19 protein-coding genes and 1 pseudogene are annotated in these 18444 nt (G+C 50.1%); 16 read left to right on the forward strand and 4 right to left on the reverse strand.

Annotation, left to right across the window (positions count from 1 at the left end; translation table 11 throughout):
* Positions 1–29 precede the first annotated feature (29 nt).
* From JCM2850_RS19360 to JCM2850_RS20605, 3 genes and pseudogenes are all read right to left on the reverse strand, one after another.
* A pseudogene (locus tag JCM2850_RS19360) lies at positions 30–319 on the reverse strand (co-chaperone GroES).
* Between the two features lie 296 nt (positions 320–615).
* Complete coding sequence (locus JCM2850_RS13275; protein WP_025872452.1) at positions 616–1176, reverse strand: hypothetical protein; 561 nt, start codon at positions 1174–1176, stop codon at positions 616–618.
* Positions 1166–1606, reverse strand: coding sequence for a helix-turn-helix domain-containing protein (locus JCM2850_RS20605; RefSeq protein WP_025872454.1), 441 nt, complete (start codon positions 1604–1606; stop codon positions 1166–1168). Before JCM2850_RS20605 ends, JCM2850_RS13275 begins: the two co-directional genes overlap by 11 nt.
* Positions 1607–1697: 91 nt before the next feature.
* Here JCM2850_RS20605 and JCM2850_RS21120 point away from each other — a divergent pair, with 91 nt between their 5' ends.
* From JCM2850_RS21120 to JCM2850_RS13345, 16 genes are all read left to right on the forward strand, one after another.
* Positions 1698–1943: a DNA-binding protein gene (locus JCM2850_RS21120; protein ID WP_081775075.1), complete on the forward strand. Its 246-nt coding sequence runs from the start codon at positions 1698–1700 to the stop codon at positions 1941–1943.
* Positions 1944–2131: 188 nt separating this feature from the next.
* Positions 2132–3055 carry a TnsA endonuclease N-terminal domain-containing protein gene (locus JCM2850_RS13285; protein WP_148301271.1) on the forward strand — a complete coding sequence of 308 codons (924 nt, stop codon included), beginning with the start codon at positions 2132–2134 and terminating at the stop codon, positions 3053–3055.
* Complete coding sequence (locus JCM2850_RS13290; protein WP_025872458.1) at positions 3055–5061, forward strand: TnsB C-terminal domain-containing protein; 2007 nt, start codon at positions 3055–3057, stop codon at positions 5059–5061. The genes JCM2850_RS13285 and JCM2850_RS13290 overlap by 1 nt, the downstream gene beginning before the upstream one ends.
* Positions 5036–5410, forward strand: coding sequence for a hypothetical protein (locus JCM2850_RS13295; protein WP_148301272.1), 375 nt, complete (start codon positions 5036–5038; stop codon positions 5408–5410). The genes JCM2850_RS13290 and JCM2850_RS13295 overlap by 26 nt, the downstream gene beginning before the upstream one ends.
* Before the next feature lie 2 nt (positions 5411–5412).
* Positions 5413–5985, forward strand: a complete 573-nt coding sequence (locus tag JCM2850_RS13300) for a TniB family NTP-binding protein (RefSeq protein ID WP_305079991.1) — start codon at positions 5413–5415, stop codon at positions 5983–5985.
* Complete coding sequence (locus tag JCM2850_RS13305) at positions 5982–6995, forward strand: TniQ family protein (RefSeq protein ID WP_081775074.1); 1014 nt, start codon at positions 5982–5984, stop codon at positions 6993–6995. Before JCM2850_RS13300 ends, JCM2850_RS13305 begins: the two co-directional genes overlap by 4 nt.
* Positions 6996–6997: 2 nt before the next feature.
* On the forward strand, positions 6998–8020 hold the full coding sequence (locus tag JCM2850_RS13310; RefSeq protein ID WP_036266250.1) for a TniQ family protein: 1023 nt from the start codon (positions 6998–7000) through the stop codon (positions 8018–8020).
* Positions 8017–8574, forward strand: coding sequence for a hypothetical protein (locus tag JCM2850_RS13315; protein ID WP_025872467.1), 558 nt, complete (start codon positions 8017–8019; stop codon positions 8572–8574). The genes JCM2850_RS13310 and JCM2850_RS13315 overlap by 4 nt, the downstream gene beginning before the upstream one ends.
* 56 nt (positions 8575–8630) lie before the next feature.
* Entirely contained in the window at positions 8631–8894 is a 264-nt protein-coding gene (locus JCM2850_RS13320; protein ID WP_025872469.1) for an AbrB/MazE/SpoVT family DNA-binding domain-containing protein, read from the forward strand.
* A 255-nt stretch (positions 8895–9149) separates the two neighbouring features.
* Entirely contained in the window at positions 9150–10988 is a 1839-nt protein-coding gene (locus tag JCM2850_RS19370; RefSeq protein ID WP_199898344.1) for a type I restriction-modification system subunit M, read from the forward strand.
* Positions 10988–11275, forward strand: a complete 288-nt coding sequence (locus JCM2850_RS22010; protein WP_199898345.1) for a hypothetical protein — start codon at positions 10988–10990, stop codon at positions 11273–11275. Before JCM2850_RS19370 ends, JCM2850_RS22010 begins: the two co-directional genes overlap by 1 nt.
* Positions 11272–12510, forward strand: a complete 1239-nt coding sequence (locus tag JCM2850_RS13330) for a restriction endonuclease subunit S (RefSeq protein WP_025872471.1) — start codon at positions 11272–11274, stop codon at positions 12508–12510. Before JCM2850_RS22010 ends, JCM2850_RS13330 begins: the two co-directional genes overlap by 4 nt.
* The gene (locus tag JCM2850_RS19375) at positions 12507–13409 is read left to right on the forward strand and encodes an ATP-binding protein (RefSeq protein ID WP_036266251.1); all 903 of its coding nucleotides are present in this window, start codon (positions 12507–12509) and stop codon (positions 13407–13409) included. Before JCM2850_RS13330 ends, JCM2850_RS19375 begins: the two co-directional genes overlap by 4 nt.
* Positions 13379–13879, forward strand: a complete 501-nt coding sequence (locus tag JCM2850_RS19380) for an AAA family ATPase (protein ID WP_036266254.1) — start codon at positions 13379–13381, stop codon at positions 13877–13879. The genes JCM2850_RS19375 and JCM2850_RS19380 overlap by 31 nt, the downstream gene beginning before the upstream one ends.
* Positions 13879–14547, forward strand: a complete 669-nt coding sequence (locus tag JCM2850_RS13340; protein ID WP_025872473.1) for a retron system putative HNH endonuclease — start codon at positions 13879–13881, stop codon at positions 14545–14547. Before JCM2850_RS19380 ends, JCM2850_RS13340 begins: the two co-directional genes overlap by 1 nt.
* A gap of 2 nt (positions 14548–14549) precedes the next feature.
* On the forward strand, positions 14550–17573 hold the full coding sequence (locus JCM2850_RS13345; RefSeq protein WP_025872475.1) for a type I restriction endonuclease subunit R: 3024 nt from the start codon (positions 14550–14552) through the stop codon (positions 17571–17573).
* Between the two features lie 79 nt (positions 17574–17652).
* On the opposite strand, the gene JCM2850_RS13350 is transcribed toward JCM2850_RS13345, so the two are convergent.
* Positions 17653–18444 (reverse strand): PD-(D/E)XK nuclease domain-containing protein (locus tag JCM2850_RS13350; protein WP_025872477.1); only part of this gene is annotated, 792 nt, incomplete at its 5' end.

The following is an 18444-nucleotide window of genomic DNA, read 5'->3' on the forward strand; positions in this document are numbered from 1 at the left end:
ATCTTGATGTGCATCAAACGTGCGGGTAATTAGGCTTCAACTACGCCCAGGATGTCGTCTTCGCGCAGTACCAGAACTTCCACGCCATCCACCTTGACGCCTTGACCAGCATATTTGCCGAACAAAACCTTATCGCCAACCTTCAAATCCACGGGAATGGACTTGCCATTGTCATCACGCTTGCCTGGGCCTACAGCAATCACTTCACCTTGATCTGGCTTTTCGGTAGCGGAATCAGGAATCACGATCCGGAAGCGGTCTTACGTTCTTCTTCCAGGCGTTTGACGATAACGCGGTCTTGCAATGGACGAATTGCCATGTGTTTTCTCCTAAAATCTTGAAATGAGCTTGCTAAAAAAACGGGTTATCAAATTCGATCAGGGCAACTGAGTTAGCACTCGGCCTGTAGAGTGCTAATAATAGGGACGGGGAAGGGGTTTTTCAAGTGTGGGGTGGGAGTTTTTTTTGTCGTTTGCAATTTAATTCGAGATTTTTGCAATCGATAATTAGATTATTGCAATCAAAAGCTAGATTTGGTGCTGAGGGCTTAAATTACAGATGCTTATCCTGCTTTGGGGCGGTTGCGCTCAGGTAGGGGTGAGTGAGTTGTAACTACTAGCTATTAAGTCTAGGAGCCAAAACGGCTAGCTTTTTAGCAATATCTTCATGTCTATGCGAAAGGTCGAGTATGAGTGAACCGAGGGAGCCTAGGACTATACCGACCCCAAAAGACTGAATGATTAATGTCAGTCCCGGTACTGCTGCAAGCCATATCCAACAGCTAAACGCTCCTCCTAAAGCCCAAAGGATGTATAAAAGTCCATTTGCCCACTTGATTGGAAGTGGTGCTTGCTTAAGCTTTGCTTCACCATTTGCTGTGAATTTAAAGAGGGGTAACCTCTCCAAGCGCCGTATGTCTTTATTTGATAGGGTATTAGTGCTTTTAAACCATGTGGATAGCGCTTTCTTGGCCTTGCGAGTGTCCGAGTTGAAAGAGCTCCATAGGGAAGGCTGTTTGCTTTTTGCAGTCTGGAGAGTGGGGAAAGCATGCATGGCATGCTCCCACGCTTTCGTTGCCTCCTCAAGGTTTTGATGTGGATGATCTTTCCACATTTTTATAACAGGGGCTAAAAAGGCTGTTGTTGCATCATCATCACTATTCGGATTATCGGCCATGATTCTTCTCAAGGTAGCTGGCTGATAATTGATTTGTGGATTCGTTAAGTTTGCTTTGCACGAGATGAGAGCGAATTAGGTCAAACATTACATATCGCTTCTCTGGCGTGAGCGATTCCCCTAGGGTCTTTTCATTCTGATCCAACAAATCAAAAACCTTACGTTCAATCATCTGCATCTCTTTACTTGGTAGGGCCATGTGATCCACCCTTACTCCGAATAATAGAAATGTCAGGTCTACCCCGATTTCAAGTATAGAAGCCAGATAACGTACTGAAGGCGAATTTACCTCAGCTTCATATTGGTATTGAGTAAATCGCTGTACCCCTGCTTTATCTCCAAAATCGGTTTGAGTGAGGCCAAGGCGTTTTCTTTCGCTTTTTAATCTTTTACCGAAGCCAGCTGGAAGCTTTTCAAATAGTGTAAGCATTTTTTAATTATGAGTTTTTTGTTTGCAATATTCCAATCGATTTATATAATGTAAGTAATTATTGTCATTATTTTGGAATGTGGAGGGTAAATTGAATCCATACAAAGCAAAAGCCAGTCAGGTAAGAACAGCTTTTGCTGAGGCTGGACTTTCAATTTCAGAATGGGCAAGGCTTAATGGATTTTCAGGAAGCTTGGTTTACCAAGTATTAGATGGCAAGAGATCTTGTGTCCGAGGTCAAAGCCACCAAATTGCTGTCGCGTTGGGGCTAAAGGATGGAGTTGTTACTACAGCTGAGAAATTCAGTGGCAGTTTAATCAAGAGCCAAATCAAATAGCTCATTTTTACACTGGAGGCAATATGCAATAAAAAACCGGAATCACCTTAAAGGATCATCCGGCTTCTATCCTGCGTAAGCAGAGGTACGACTGTTAGCACTTTCAGTATCTCCAATTGCGCAAATGAAGTCAAGGCCTTCTTTTGCCAATTAAAACATTCATTTTGATTGGCGCACCTGGAGATATTATGAACCAACGTACTTTAGCTGGTCAGGTTAGACCTGTCCGTCAGCTTACTACTACTTCGCCTCATCGAACTGTAGGTGGAATATTCATACCCGGGATAACTCCTTATATTGCAGAGTATGAATCCTACAACGAAAAACATGCCATTCTGACATTGGCCCTCTGCCATGATGTTCTAGGAATAAAAAGTCAGCCTACCAAGACACACTACATAAAATCTTCTGGAAAAGCTGGATATCACATCCCGGATTTTGAAGTCGATACAAAAGATGGATCGTTATTACTGGAAGTGAAGGCAATAGAAAATCTGCTTGAGACCAGAAACATAGCGAAGTATCTCGTACTGGCTCAGCAATACCATCGTAAGCAAGTTTCTTATCGCTTCTTGGTGAATGTCCAAATCGAGGCAAAACCAAGATTCCAGACCGTGTTGCTGCTTCAGCGATATCTGGCTAGTAAACCTGATGGTGAAAAGTTCGATGTCGCATGCAGTGCTCTTTCTGAAGGGCCTTCCCGTATTTGCGAATTGATTCGCCGAACGCAATTAGCGCTCGCCGAGATTTATGCGCTAGTTGCGAACCGCATGCTATGTATTGATTGGCGGCATCCTCTCACTCCGCAAGCTTATATCTCATTACCAGATCAGCCATTCAAAGGATTGCTGCTTGAAGACGTATTCAGTTCGACCCGGTTTTGTGGTGTTTTGGAAAGCTTGGCTTTGGGTCGTGAGCCGACAGATCAATCAGTCTTGGCAGTTGCGAAGGCTTGGAGACGATCTGACAACATGCCTCAGCTTTGGGGCATGGTCGGAGGCTTTGCTGCAGAGTCGCCTTTTAATAGTATCAACGAGATCAGATTTCTTCGAGCAGCTCACCATAGAAGAAATTACGCGCCAGGTCATATTGACCAAAAGGGAGGCGAGTAATGCGTGCATTTCAGTTGGCCAAGGGATTAACAATTTCAGTTAACAATGAAGTTTTCGAGTTTACTGATAGAACAGAGGATGAGGTCAACTTTCAGCGACCTGGTGATGGAAAGCGTCTGATCTTTAATGTGATTGATTTTTGGACGTCCGTAAATACTGCGGCTATCGAAGTTATTGCGTCGATTTGTACTCCTGATGCATTGATATTTCATAAGGATGAGAACCCTCCTGATGTTGTGCCTTTGATTTCTGAGCTGAAAATCAAATACCAACAGAGTCTGGAGAGAAAGCTTAGATATATTTCGGCACTCAAAGCGCAAGGCATTTCAAGAGGGCAAGGGCGAGCGATTCAGCGGGCATTAGAGCAACTTCAGATAGAGTTCCAGGATCCCAGGCGCCCTGCTGCATCAACTGTGCAAGTTTGGTGGAAAGCTTATGAGACAAGTCTGGATAGCAACGAGTCGCTCATCAGTAAACATGCTTATAAGGCGCGAAGTAAACAACTCGATAGTGAAAGTGAGGGTTTTCTACAGGATAAGATTCGGCAACATTTCATACAGTTGTCTCGGCCTAGTGTGAACAGCGCTTTCTGGCTGTACATGCGTGATTTACGCGAAGCCAATAAAGAGCGAAAAAACAAAGGGCAGATAATTCTTCAGGATGTATCTTTACGCACTTTTTACAACCGTATCAGCGAGTTGCCTCAGCATGAATCATTAGTTGGGCGCTATGGTTATGAGTATGCCCGAAAGCAACTCAAAGTAAGCAAGGGACCTTTGCCTGCAAAGTACCCACTGGATGTAGTAGAGATCGACCATACCTTAATGAATTTGTATGTGATTGATGATCTATCGTTCCTACCATTGGGGCGGCCAACAATAACTGCGATCAAAGATCGTCATAGCAAAATTCTTTTAGGGCTATATCTCTCATTTCATGGCGGTGGACTACCCAGTATTGCAGGTGCCATCAAGCACTCGTTGACCGCGCATCATCTGGCATTCGATTTATGGCCTGACCTGGAGAATCCCTGGCCTGCTTTTGGGTTGGGCATGATCTACAGTTCTGATCGTGGTGCCGATTACTTTTCCCCGCGCTACCGAAATATGATTCTGGATCTGGGTGCCAACTACGAATACTGCCAAGTGCGCACGCCCTGGCTTAAAGGATCAATTGAGCGGTTTTTCCTAACTCTCGAGCAAACCTTCTTTGAAACGTTGCCTGGGAAAACTTTCAACGCACTCGCGAATCGCCATGGGTACGATCCAGCCAAACAGGCGGTCATTCGATTTTCCTCATTGGTGTACTTGCTCCATAAGTGGGCAGTCGACTATCACAATGTCACTCCACACTCCCGTCACATGGCGACTCCTCTGGAACTCTGGCAAGAAGGTATTGGAGAAGCCCCGCCATCTATGCCAATGTCAGTACAGAGGCTGAATACCATTCTAGGTGATCGCTATTCAGGTACTTTGAGAAACGAAGGCGTGCAGTTCTTAGGTTTGCATTACGCGGACGATAATTTGCAGCGCATGGTAGATCGATTTGGCAAAGGTGTTGAAGTGGATTTTGTTGTGACGCCAGATAATCTTGGGACTATTCACGTCAAGGATCCTGGAACTGGGGGGTATGTTCCTGTGTATTGTACTCGGCCAGATTATGCCAACGGACTATCGTTATTCCAGCATAAATACATTCGCCATGAAGCAAGGCTACATTTCAGCCGCAATAACTCCCTAGATCTATTATTCGATACCCGTCAGCGTATTGAACAGAAAGTCAGTGAGGATATTGATGCAAAATCAACGCACCAAAAAAAGCAGCTCGCACGTATAGCTGGTATTAACTCCAACGCGGTACTGGATGGTGAGGCACGATCTACCAAAACGCCATTTCAGAATACTCAGAACGCTCAACCGGCTAGTAGTAAGTCCGACGAGAGCCCCTTCACGGCAGTGCCAAGTTATACCTGGGTGAATAATGCAAAATGCCACCCTATTCGATAACGTAGAGTTGCGGTCATCAACTCAAGTTACTCCCCTGTCGTTGACCAGGATTCAGGCATTGGATGGGACACCAGCTCAAAAGGCAGATTTTGTTCGTCAGGTGAAGGTCAATGTGGAGGGGTTTAATCAAGCTCGTAAATTTATTGATAACATACTGGCCCGCGCAAAGCATACGCGCAAACCTGGTGGTCTCTGGATACTGGGCAGTGGTGGTGTCGGGAAGAGCTTTATCCTGGACGATATTTATTATCGATATCCACCACAGGAAACGCAATCTAGCAGATATACCCCGGTGTTGAGTCTCAGCTTCGAGGTACTCCCGTCTGGTCCACCATATTACTTAGTCTGATTTTGCAATTAGGTCAGGATCCCGATCTTTTGCACTACCGCAAAAATGATGACCTGCGGGATTACTTGGTAGATGCTCTGCCGCAGTGTGGCACGGTAGCCATCATGTTTGACGAGGCGCAGCACCTCTGGCTCAACACCAAAGCCAAACGCGTTCAGGATCGCATGGGGGGTGCATTAGGGGATGCCATTAAAAGGTTATATGACGACTTGCATGTGGCCTTCATTTTTACCGGCACTCCAGGACTGATGAAAGTTTATGAGGAAGATGCGCAGGCAAAAACGCGCTGGAGCGGCTTGCTGCAGCTACAAGAGTTTGAATTTGATAGCAGATTCATAGGATTGTTAAAGGCGCTTGAAGAAGCAATTCCTTTAGAGGAGCAATCTCAACTCACCGACCAAAGTACTGCCTTGAAGCTATACCAGGCATCGAAGGGTAATTTCCGTTTACTCAAGGATCTATTAGCTGAGGCGGTTTTCCTGGCGGCTAATGCAAATAGCGCATCCATCTCAACCAAGCATCTTGCCAATGCATTTTTTAACCGATTCTGTGCTGTGGAGAACCCATTCTTATGAACTCCACCCACAGGCTGTTGCATCGGGTAAGACCCTATCATGACGAATTGCTGAGTGGCTTCATGATGCGTGTCTCCCTTAAGAACCGTTTACTGGGGCCAGATGAGCTTATGTACAAGTTGCTTGGTGGCACTCGCAACATGCTCATTACCGATATACCGAATTTGGCTTATATGACCCTCAATACAGTAGAAGCAGTACAACAGCTGTCTGGTATCGAGCAATGGCAGCAGGGTGAGCCACGTTGGTGGGTCGGCTCAGAATGGATTAGTAAATCCATGTTTGTCACCCCGCGCCGTTCCAAAATCTGCCCAGCCTGTATGGTTGAGCAGCCTTATCTGCGCGGCATCTGGAATCTGAGCTTTTACGCTGTCTGTGCCAAGCACAAGATCAGATTAATTGAAACATGCCCGAACTGCCAAAAGCGTTTGAAATGGAATCGCCGCCGCCCCGACTATTGCGGCTGCAAGCAAAGTCTTGCAAATATTGAAGCTCCTTTAGAGGTTTCTCATACTGCATCGCTGTCCAGCCTGATTGCCTATCGTCTTGAGGGGAAATCACATTACTTGGCAAATGTTTTGGCACTTCACCCCGTTGTTGAAAGGCTGGCAGGCTTAAGCGTAGATGGATTATGCAAAACAGTCTGGTTTCTTGGCCATTGCCTGGAAAACATCGGGCGATATGGCGTTGGGCATGGCAGAAAGAAACCTGACTCTGTTTTGTTAGAGTCCATGGTAGAAAAAACATTTGAGGTATTGCAAGAGTGGCCGCATGCCTTGGGGCAGGCATTGCAGCAGCACTTGCAACACAAGTTTGGTCCTCGTTTTACCGCGGTTGAGTGTCATCAACTCTTTGCGCCACTAGATCACTACTTCCGCTCCAGCATTGTGCAGCCCGAGCTGAGCTTCCTGTCTCATGCCTATGAACAATACTTGCAACGATTATGGCGTATTTCAGGTAAGCCGCATCATTGCACATCCCTGGGGCAGCAACTGGTATTGGAGTTTTGATCATGGTGAGCCGCACAAACGTTATGGTGCTAGCGCAACAAGTGAAATCAGAACTCAGCCGTCGTGGAGAGGCTTGGCAGATTGATCAACAAAAACTACTTGGGTTGCCTGACATCGTTGCTGGTGAGGTATTCAGCTCATGGGTATGGCGATGTATTGCATCAGGTCGATTATCCAAGGAACAGCTTCGCAAAAGCTGGAAGCTGAAACAATCTGTCACTTGGGCCGATATCGCCCCCAGCCTGGTGAATTTCCAGAAAATAGCTAACACCTTGAACGATGTCTCCAGCAAGGCTTTACAAGCCAGTGCCTGGGATGCCAACTCCAATCTTGCTCACCCAGAGACTATATGTCTGAGCACTGATATCTTTGGACAACGCCCCATCTATCGCTATTGCCCGGATTGCTTAAGTGAAGACCAAATACCTCATATCCGCAAAACTTGGCGCCTGGCATGGACATACATCTGTGCCAAGCATCAACGCCTGATGGAGGAAAAATGCCCCCATTGCCATACCTACATGGACCTGGATCAGGCGATCGTAAAAGCAAAGGAAAGCGCGTCTATCAGCAACTGTCAGACATGTGGGCAAGACTTAACCAGTTGCCCGACTCGCGATGACGGTGCAAAGTTACTAGAGCCGCTATTTCATGCACAGAACATTCTGGGTCAATCTCTTAAGCATAACCAGGCTCTGAATGTATACCAGCAACTACCGCTAGGCCTGCAAGGGAACGCAGAAGAAAAGAACCTCACTGAGCTCTCCAGGATATTAATGATCTTCCGGAGCTACGATGGCATGGATGTGCAATCGGTGTATGCAGGCATTTGCGGCCCCAAGTTATTTGCCGAGGATACTGAGCGCATATGCAGCTTCTTTGCCAAGCATAGGCTGTTCAGGAACACCTTTTGGTTCACAGAAAGTGTGGTTTATAACGCCTATGATTTAAAGACGCTGAAAAGAGCAAAAAAATGGCTGCATAAACAAATAAAGATCAAATTGATCCATCAGGACATACCATGAAAAATAAACAGGTCGAGCGCAGACGCCGTTTAGCTAAGCAGTACCATCAGAACAAGCGTGGTACGCCATTCGTTGATGGCATTATGGTATGGCTTCAGTACGAGCATCTCATGGAAGGTGGACTCTCTTGGTGGAACGGTGTGGAGCTCATCTTGGGTGAGATACGTATCTCAGTGTTCTGGCAACATCCGCGTCATGAATATCGTGAGCGGATAGAAGAAAAAGCCGCCAACATAGCAGTTGAAGTATCCCAGGCAGATAAAAATATCAATTGGCTTGAAGAAGCAGAAACACAGAGGAAACGTTTGTGGAAGGAGGCCAGCTTTACGATACATCCCTCAATTAATGTCAATGTTTTTGAGGAAGCACGTGGGGTAGATATTGTTGCACCAATAGAAGTGCGGAATGCGGATGATATGCACAAGCTAGTCGATTTGGTCCAACGCCTTCTGAAGCAAGAGACTACATTGGATATTGAATTTCCCCGCTATGTTTATGGCAGAGAACAATGGATCAATGAGGGTATCTTAGACATCAAATACTACCCAGGTTAAGCAGCATGACCAATGTGTGGAAATGAGACAATTAACGTCAGTGTGAAGGAGCGACAATGAAAACTAATGTGAAAAAGATCGGTGATGAGCTAGTCATCCCTGTACCAGATAACTTGGCTCATCACATGGGGATTTCCTTAGGGACGCCAATCACTATAGAAATCAATAATGGAAGTCTTGTTGCAACAGTAAATTGTAGCCAAGAGAGAAAGTCACCAACCCTGAAAGAGATGATTGCCATGTGTGACCTGAGTGCTCCTAGTCATCCTGACTTGGTTGCGTTTGATGGGGCTCCTGCTAAAGGTAAAGAGCTATTGTAGCCAATCTGCATAAGCCATACCGCATTGAATGAATCATTAGGGGCCGCATTAATAAGCTAATTATTTAACTCTCAACTCGTCATGAATGTAAGCGTTCATAAGTTTTAGCTGCTTTGCTTACTCATTAATCCTCGTCAACCTCCCTAATTCAGAACTTTAGAACTGTTCAGAAAATGGGAGCGATTCAGAAAAATGTTTGCCAGATGCGTAAGAAGGTCAAAAAAATTCTTTTCAAAAGTTATAATTAAGCTAATTATGACTAATAACTTTCAACAGCTCGTCAATTTCATCTGGTCGGTAGCCGACCTGCTGCGCGGCCCCTACCGTCCGCCACAATATGAGCGCGTCATGCTGCCGCTCACTGTGCTGTGCCGCTTCGATGCCGTGCTGGCGCCGAGCAAGGAGGCAGTGCTCAAGCAATACGAGCAACTCAAGGCAAAGAATATCCCGAACATCGACGCCATCCTCAACAACCTGGCCAAGGATGAGGATGGCACCCCGCTGGGCTTCCACAACCACAGTCAGCTCGACTTCTACAAGCTCAAGGGTGACCCAGACAACATCGGTCGGCACTTGGCCGATTACATCAACGGCTTCTCCGAAAATATCCGCAAGATTTTCGAGCGCTTCGAATTCGACAAAGAAATCGAGAAGCTCGAAGAGTCCAACCGCCTGTATCAGGTGGTCTCTCAGTTCGCGGAGATCGACCTCCATCCCAGGCGAGTCGACAACATCACCATGGGGCTGGTGTTCGAGGACCTGATCCGGCGCTTCAACGAAGCCGCAAACGAAACGGCAGGCGATCACTTCACCCCGCGTGAAGTCATCCAGCTGATGGTCAATCTGCTTCTGGAGCCCGATACCAACGTGCTCACCCAGGCAGGCGTCATTGTCACCATCTGTGACCCCGCTTGCGGCACCGGCGGTATGCTGGCCGAGGCGCAGAACTGGATTCGCGCTCACAATGATCAAGCCACGGTCAAGGTGTTCGGGCAGGACTACAACCCTCGCTCTTACGCAGTGGCTGCCTCTGACCTCTTGATCAAGGGCCACAAGGATGGTCAGGTGGTGCTGGGCAACACCCTCACCGACGATCCGTTTCCCGACCATCGCTTCGACTACCTACTGGCCAACCCGCCCTTCGGCGTGGACTGGAAAGCAGAGAAAAAGATCATCGACCGCTGGCCCAACTTCCGTGGCTATAGCGGCAAGCTGCCGCGCATTAACGACGGCGCCCTGTTATTCCTGCTCTACATGATGAGCAAGTTCCAGGACTACAAAGCCGGTGATCGCGACAAGCCCGGCTCGCGCACCGCTGTTGTCTTCAACGGCTCACCGCTGTTCACCGGCGGCGCCGGCAGTGGCGAGAGTGACATCCGCCGCTGGATAATCGAGCGCGACCAGCTTGAAGCCATAGTCGCTTTGCCCGAGCAGATGTTCTACAACACCGGTATTGGCACCTTCATCTGGGTGGTCACCAACCGCAAAGCCGCGCACCGCAAGGGCAAGATCCAGCTCATCGACGCCCGCGAGCGCTACACACCGATGAAGCGCAGCCTCGGTGACAAGCGCCGCTACCTCGACCAAGTTGCGCTAGATGCCGTTACCCGCGAACACGGCGCCATGGAGAACAACAAGACCAGCCGCGTGTTCGACAACACCGACTTCGGCTACCGCCGCATCACCGTGCTGCGCCCATTGCGACTGCGCTTCGAGATTACCGACGAGGCGCGCGAGCGCTTCCTCAACACCTGCCCCGAACTGTACGACGCCCTGCAGGCTGTGCAGGACACACTCGGCAGCGAACCGCTATTGGACTGGAACGAAACCTGGGACACCGTGCAGCAGGTCTTCAAGACCCTGCCCAAAGAGGTCGAAAGCTGGGCCAAGGGTGCCAAGGGTACGGCGCAGAAGAAAATCTTCCGCGACTGCTTTACCACCACAGACTCAGAAGCCGCGCCCGTCATTGCCAAGCGCCACAAAAAGGGCGACGTTGCCATCGGCTCGGAGTTGTTCCCGCAGCAGACGCTGCCGACGATGAATGCCGGTGAGCTGTATGCGCTGCTCGGGCTGCACACCGAAGGCAAAGCCTAGTGGAATACGAACCCGACCCGGCACTCAAGGATACCGAGAACATCCCGCTAAAGGAGGACATCGTCAGCTACGTGCTGCGCGAGGTGCGGCCCTACGTTGCCGATGCCTGGATCGACCGCGAGACGATGGATGAGCTGGATGGCGGCATTGGCAAGGTCGGTTACGAAATCAATTTCAACCGCGTGTTCTTCCAGTACCAGCCGCCGCGTCCGTTACACGAGATCGATGCGGAACTGGCTGGTGTGGAGCAGCGGATTCTTGATTTGTTGCACGAGGTGACAGAGTGAATCCAATCAGCATTGCATCCTCTCTGCCAAGCCACTGGCGTGAAGTAAGGTTTAGGTACATTGCAGCTACATCTAAAGGGCGCTTACCTACAAAAGAAGAGGAGGATGTTGCTGTCGATGCTCTCCCCTATCTTTCAATGGAGTATTTACGTGGTGATACGGAAGCTTCCCAATATGTACCTGCACAGGGAATGCTTACTGCAGAGAATAACGATGTCTTATTGTTATGGGATGGTTCAAATGCGGGCGAGTTTCTGAAAGCTAAACGTGGTGCTGTTTCCTCCACTACCGCACTCGTCACACCTCTGCAGTTTGATCGGCAGTTTCTTTTTTGGATTTGTAAAGCTGTTGAACCTGTTCTGAAGACATTTACAAATGGTATGGGAATTCCACATGTTGATGGCGAATTCCTAAAAAACTTGGCATTGCCATGCCCAACGAATCCTGATGAGCAAAGCCGAATTGCAATCTACCTAGACCGAGAAATAGCCCGCATCGACGGCCTGATAGCCGAGAAGGAATTGATGCTAGCTTTGCTGGAGGAAAAGCGTGCTGCCCTTATAAGCCGCTTCGTCACCCGCGGCCTCGACCAAAACGTGCCGCTCAAACCCTCTTGCCAGGAATGGCTGGGAGAGATTCCGGCACATTGGCGCGTGGAGCGCGCCAAGAATCTTTTCATGGTTCGCGATGAACGTTCGGACGATGGATCAGAAGAACTGCTTACCGTATCCCATATCACAGGCGTTACCTCACGCTCCGAGAAGGACGTGTATATGTTCGAGGCCGACGACAAGGCGGGTTACAAGCGCTGTATGCCTGGTGACCTTGCCATCAACACCCTGTGGGCCTGGATGGGCGCGATGGGTATTAGCCCCTTGGCAGGCATCGTTAGTCCTGATTATCACGTCTATACGTCGAAAGGCGAGCTGCTGCCCGAGTACGTCGATCTGTTGTGCCGTTCGCTGCCTTTTGTGGCGGAAGTGAGCCGATGGTCAAAGGGCGTCTGGTCCTCTCGCTTGCGCCTGTACCCTGAGAACTTTTTTGAAATGCGGCTACCTGTCCCGCCACATGATGAGCAGGCTGCTATCGTTCGCGCCGTCAAGGTGGATCAACGCAAGGCGAACGCGCTGCGAGAGAGCTTGCAGTTGTCGATCACTCTCGCTAATGAACGTCGCGCTGCACTGATTACTGCTGCCGTTATCGGTCAGATCCCGCTGCAGGAGATGACTGAGTGAAGTTGAAGAAACTTACTCTCGCTAACTTCCGGGGCTTTGAGCAGATCGATCTCGATTTTGCGGATGACTTGACGGTGATTGCTGGTGTCAATGGTGTCGGCAAGTCCGGCGTATTGAAGGCGTTGACGACTGCAATGTCGCTGGCTCTACCCAATTTCACAGTTTCAAGGGAGTCACCACTCGGATTGAGCGACACCGACGTGCAGTCGGGCAAGCTCGGACTCTCAATGTCCACCACGCTCGCATTAGACGCCGCATTTGTCATTGTTGATCTCACTCGCGCAGCGCCGCTGGAAGCTGACAAAGCAGAGACCTTGATAAAACGCCGCGATGAGCTGCGCTTTGCCATACGCGAGACGAAGAAAGGTTCGAAGGAAGAGCAAGACATCAACGACGAAATTCGGCTCCTTGAGATTCAGCTTGATCAGGCTTCGGACATCGCTGCAGTGCGCATACTGCCCAATGATACGGCGACTAAAGCAGATGAGCTGGTTACTACACTGAGGGGGGGGCCTAAGCAGCCTCTTGCGGTTTTCTATAGCACATCGCGATTCTTGTCTCGACTACCGCCTACGCTCCCTAAAATAAAGAAAATTGATGCCGCTTCTGCCTATGACAAGTCGCTCAACCAACTGGAAGTGTCGTTGAACGATTTCGCCAACTGGTATCGGGTTGTAGTTGCGGAGGCCTCTGCAGCAGATAAAGACCGCCTATTTCTGCAGTTGGAGCAGGCGATAAAGACCTTCTTGCCTGAGGTCAGCAACCTAAAGCTTCACGAAGGTCGACCGCCACGATTCAGTGTTATGAAGAGTGGTCAGGTGTTGTTCTTGGAGCAACTTTCCGACGGTGAGCGCGGCCTGCTAGCCTTGTGTTCGATCTCACTCGGCGCCTGGCCATAGCCAACCCCGATAGTGACAACCCCATCGCCGAAGGGGCGGCGCTGGTACTGATCGACGAGATCGAGCTGCACCTGCATCCAAGCTGGCAACGTCGAGTACTGAGATTTCTCCAGAGCACTTTCGCTGGATGCCAATTCATTGTCACCACGCATTCGCCGCAAGTAATTGGTCAAGTTCGACCTGAGAAATTGCGTCTTTTACATCATGACGATGCCAGAAGAGTCGTCCTTGCGGACGCATCGCAGTCCTTTGGCATGGACAGCAGTTGGATTCTACAGAACATCATGGGAGTGCCGGCCCGTGATTACGAGACTGAACAGCGTCTCTCGGCGATATATCTTGCGATTGATGAAGACAGCTTGGAAAAGGCGCAAGAGCTTGCCGAACAACTACGAGCCGATATCGGCGATTTTCCTGATCTGCAGGAGGCTCTTGCACTGCTGGACCGGTTTGCGTTGTTGAGGTCTTAATGAGAAGAATCACAAAAGCTCACGCCCCGCAGGAGCTCACTGCGTGGCGAGACGCGAATCAGGAATTCAATCATACCTATCGGGACTTGCTGGGCACAGAGGCACACGATTCCCTGAAGTCAAAGCTGCTTGAGGAACAAGGCTGGCTTTGTGCCTATACGGGGCGGTCCATCGACAGCGATTCGTCCCACGTCGAGCATGTCAAGCCGCAGTGCGAATGTTCGGAATGGGAAGATGTTGAATACAGAAATGTTGTTGCCTGTTTTCCAGTCGACGGCGGGGATACTTCGCACGGATACGGCGCACCGATCAAGGCAAGTTGGTGGGACGAGCAACGATTCGTATCACCCTTGTCTGCTGAATGCGAACGACGCTTTCGTTTCGCTTGGAGTGGTCATGTACATCCTAACCCGGACGACCATGAGGGTGCGACGGCAACTATTGCGGCACTTCAGCTGGATGCTGACTCACTGCGTCAGCTAAGAAAGGCAAGGATTGACGGCTTCTTTGGTTTTGGCCCAAGGTCTCGGGCTCGACCTCTGACCATTGCGGATGCAAGAGTCGCATTAGCCAATATTGAGAGTCGCGACAAAAATGGCCGATTGCGAGAGTTCTGCTTCGTACTAAAACAATTACTTCCTAAGTATATCGAACAAGCCAGGGGATAACGATGAAACGCACCGGTGAAGCCGCATTCGAAACCGCCATCGAGAAGGTATTGTTGGGCGAGGGCTACACCCTTGTTGACGCTAAAGGCTTTGACCGCGAGCGCGCCATCTTCCCCGATGAGGCGCTAGCCTTCATCCGTGCTACCCAAACCAAGGTGTGGGAAAAGCTGGAGGCGCTACACGGCGAACAGACCGGTGGGCGGGTGCTGGAATCACTGTGTAAATGGCTGGATACTCATGGCGCGCTGGCCACGTTGCGCCATGGCTTCAAGTGTTTTGGCAAGACGCTGCGAATTGCCTTTTTCCGCCCGGCCCACGGCCTGAATCCTGAGCTGGAGGCGCGTTACAGGGCAAATCGGCTGGGACTGACCCGCCAATTGCATTTCAGCCTGAAGTCTGAAAAGTCGCTGGACGTGGTGTTGTCGGTCAACGGTATTCCGGTGGTGACTCTGGAACTCAAGAATCCCTTGAGCGGCCAGACGGCGGCGAATGCCATCTACCAGTACCGCCACGACCGCGATCCGCGTGAACCAATCTTTGAGTTCACTAAGCGCGCGCTGGTGCACTTCGCTGTTGATACCGAAGAAGCGCACATGGCCACTCGTTTGTCCGGGACCTCCACCTATTTCCTGCCGTTCAATCGAGGTTTTAATGGTGGTGCGGGCAACCCGCCCGACCCGGACGCTCGCAACTACAAAACAGCGTATTTGTGGGAAGAGGTTCTACAGCGCGACAGTTTGCTTGACCTACTTGCCCGCTTTTTGCACCTGAACATTGAAGAAAAAGTCACAGATGATGGCAAAAAGGTACGCAAGGAAAGCTTGGTCTTCCCGCGCTACCACCAGTTACAAGCAGTGCGCGAAATGGTTTCGGCTGCAGCCACCGAGGGGGCTGGACATAACTATCTGGTGGAGCATTCGGCTGGCAGTGGCAAGAGCAATACCATTGCCTGGCTGGCGCATCGCCTTTCCAGCTTGCATAACGAACGCGACGAGCGGCTGTTTGACAGCGTGGTAGTGATCACCGACCGCGTGGTGCTGGACCGTCAATTGCAGAACACCATCTACCAGTTTGATCACCGCCAGGGTGTGGTGCAAAAAATCGACGAAGACTCGCGCCAGCTCGCAGAGGCTCTTGAAGATGGCGTTCCGATCATCATTACCACGCTGCAGAAATTTCCATTCGTGTCTGGACAGCTAGCCAAGTTGAGCGAGGAGCGCGGCGAAGGCGGCAAGAGTCATTTACCAGCGCGCAAGTATGCGGTGATCATCGACGAGGCACACAGCTCGCAGTCGGGCGAGACAGCAACCGAACTCAAGGGCGTGCTGGGCGGTGCCGAGCTGCGCCGCAAGGCACAAGAGATGGCCGAGGAGGAAGACGAAGTCGAACTGGAGCGACTGTTTCGCTCCATGGCCAAGAGGGGCCATCAACCGAACATGAGTTTCTTCGCCTTCACCGCTACGCCCAAGCACAAGACGCTGGCGATCTTCGGCCGCAATGGCGAGCCATCCCACCGTTACACCATGCGCCAGGCTATTGAGGAGGGTTTCATCGAGGACGTGCTCAAAAGCTACGTTACCTACAAGACCTACTACAAGCTGATCAAGAAGGCCGAGGAAGACCCCAATGTTGAACGCAAGAAAGCCGCCAAGGCGCTGGCCCGCTTCATGCGCCTCCATCCGCACAACATCGGCCAGAAAACGGAGGTGATGGTCGAACACTTCCAACACTTCACTCGACACAAGATTGGCGGGCATGCCAAGGCGATGGTAGTGACTGGGTCAAGGCTGGAGGCCGTGCGCTATAAACAGGAGTTCGACCGCTACATCCAGGAGAAGGGCTATCCGATCAAGAGCTTGGTGGCATTCTCAGGCGCAGTGGAGGACGACAAGATTCCAGAGAAGTCGTACACAGAGGTTGAGATGAATGGTGGCCTAAAAGAGAAAGAGCTGCCCGACACCTTCGCCAAGCCGGATTTCCGCGTTCTGTTGGTGGCCGAGAAATACCAGACCGGCTTCGATCAGCCTTTGCTGCACACGATGTATGTGGACAAGCGCCTGGCGGGTATTCAGGCGGTGCAGACTCTGTCGCGCTTGAACCGTACCCATCCGCTTAAGGACGACACTTTCGTGCTCGACTTTGTCAATGAGCCCGGCGAGATCCAGGAGTCTTTCCGCCAGTACTACGATGGCTCAGTCATGGGCGAGCAAGTCGATCCCGACAAGCTCTACGAGGTCAAAGCTGAGCTTGATGCGTCTGGCGTGTACCTGCAGACCGAGGTGGCTGAGTTCGCGCGCGTGTTTTTCGCGCCAAAGCGCCGCCAAAGTCTCAACGATCACAAGATGATGAACGCGATTCTCGATCAGGCAGTCGCGCGCTTCGTGCAGTTGCAGAACACGGAGGAGGCAGAAGCCGAGCTTTGGCGCGGCAAACTACAAGCCTTTCGTAATCTTTACAGCTTCTTGAGTCAGGTGATCCCCTATCAAGACAGCGATTTGGAAAAACTCTTTACGTACCTGCGGCACCTCGCGTTGAAGCTGCCTAAGCGCAAGAGTGGGCCGGGCTATCAGTTCGACGAAGAAGTCGAACTCGATTACTACCGCTTGCAGAAAATCAGCGAAGGCTCTATCAGTCTCAATGAGGGATATGCCAAACCGCTCGACGGCCCGCGAGATGTGGGATCAGGCATGGTGCGTGAGGAACCCGTTTCCCTGTCACGCCTGATCGACATCATCAATCAGCGCTTCGGCGGCGAATTGAATGATGCAGATCAATTGTTCTTTGATCAGATTGCCGAAGCCGCAAGCCAGAACGAGTCATTACAAAAGGCAGCGGGGGTCAACTCCCTCGACAAGTTCCAGCTCGTGTTTCGACAGGTCCTTGAGTCACTGTTCATCGAACGCATGGAGCTGAACGAAGAGCTGTTCACTGATTACATGGGCAAGCCAGAGATGCGGGAGCTGGTGTCCAAGTGGTTGGGTAGCCAAGTTTACGCTCGTCTTTCGGATAGGGCATCGCCGAGCTAAATGTGCCGTGGAGTGAGCATGTTTTGGTAGAGATGAGTCGGGAGTAGTCTAGATATGTTTACGTTCTATGTTTATGTCATCAGAGTTTATCCATGGTTGATGACGCACTGACAACTACACATCCGTTAATGCCGTTAATTTTCAAGACGCCCTCCTTGAACTTTGCGTGTTCCTGCGTCGAGCGAGTGCAATCCCAAAGAAAGCTGACGATTCGCGCATCCTGATATTTCGTATCAGCGCGGTAGAGTGAGGCATCTTCACCGATCTCGCCGATCAATACTGAGAATGACTTCTTTGTATCTTTCCGGTACTTAACCTCGATGATGGTATGTAATGAAGGCAGGTAGAGATCAATGCGCGGATTCTTCTGGCCTACGGGTGAGAGGTTTACTTCGTCTGCGATATTATTGAAGGTTGGCGCCAGTAGTATATACAGTAGATTCTGAACATGGTATTCGTTTTCAACCAGCCATTTGACAGGCTTAGCTCCTCTCGTGCGTCCCTCATCCTCCCATGTCCATCGTTTCATGCCGACAGGTATATGCTCCAGAAAATTCAGTAGGTCATCAAGACTCCAACCATTTGGAGGCACCACGCCCATATCCTGACTGACCTTATCGAATACGTAAATCATCAAGCTCAAGAGCGCTGTTGAAGTGTTTGCTTGCGCCAGTGCTCGGAACTCGGCCATGAAACGGTTAATTAGAGAAAGACGAATCTGGTGATCATCAATCCGCCGAATCTTCTGATAGTGGAGAAATAGAGGTATGCATGCTGTTTCATGAACGGCGGAGTCGTTACTACGGATATATGCCGCAATATCCTTTTCGAAGAGATTAAAATGATCGCTCGTGACCTGTTGAGCTAGAAA

It is taken from the genome of Methylobacillus glycogenes JCM 2850 (assembly GCF_000617925.1).
GTDB classification, from domain to species: Bacteria; Pseudomonadota; Gammaproteobacteria; order Burkholderiales; family Methylophilaceae; genus Methylobacillus; species Methylobacillus glycogenes.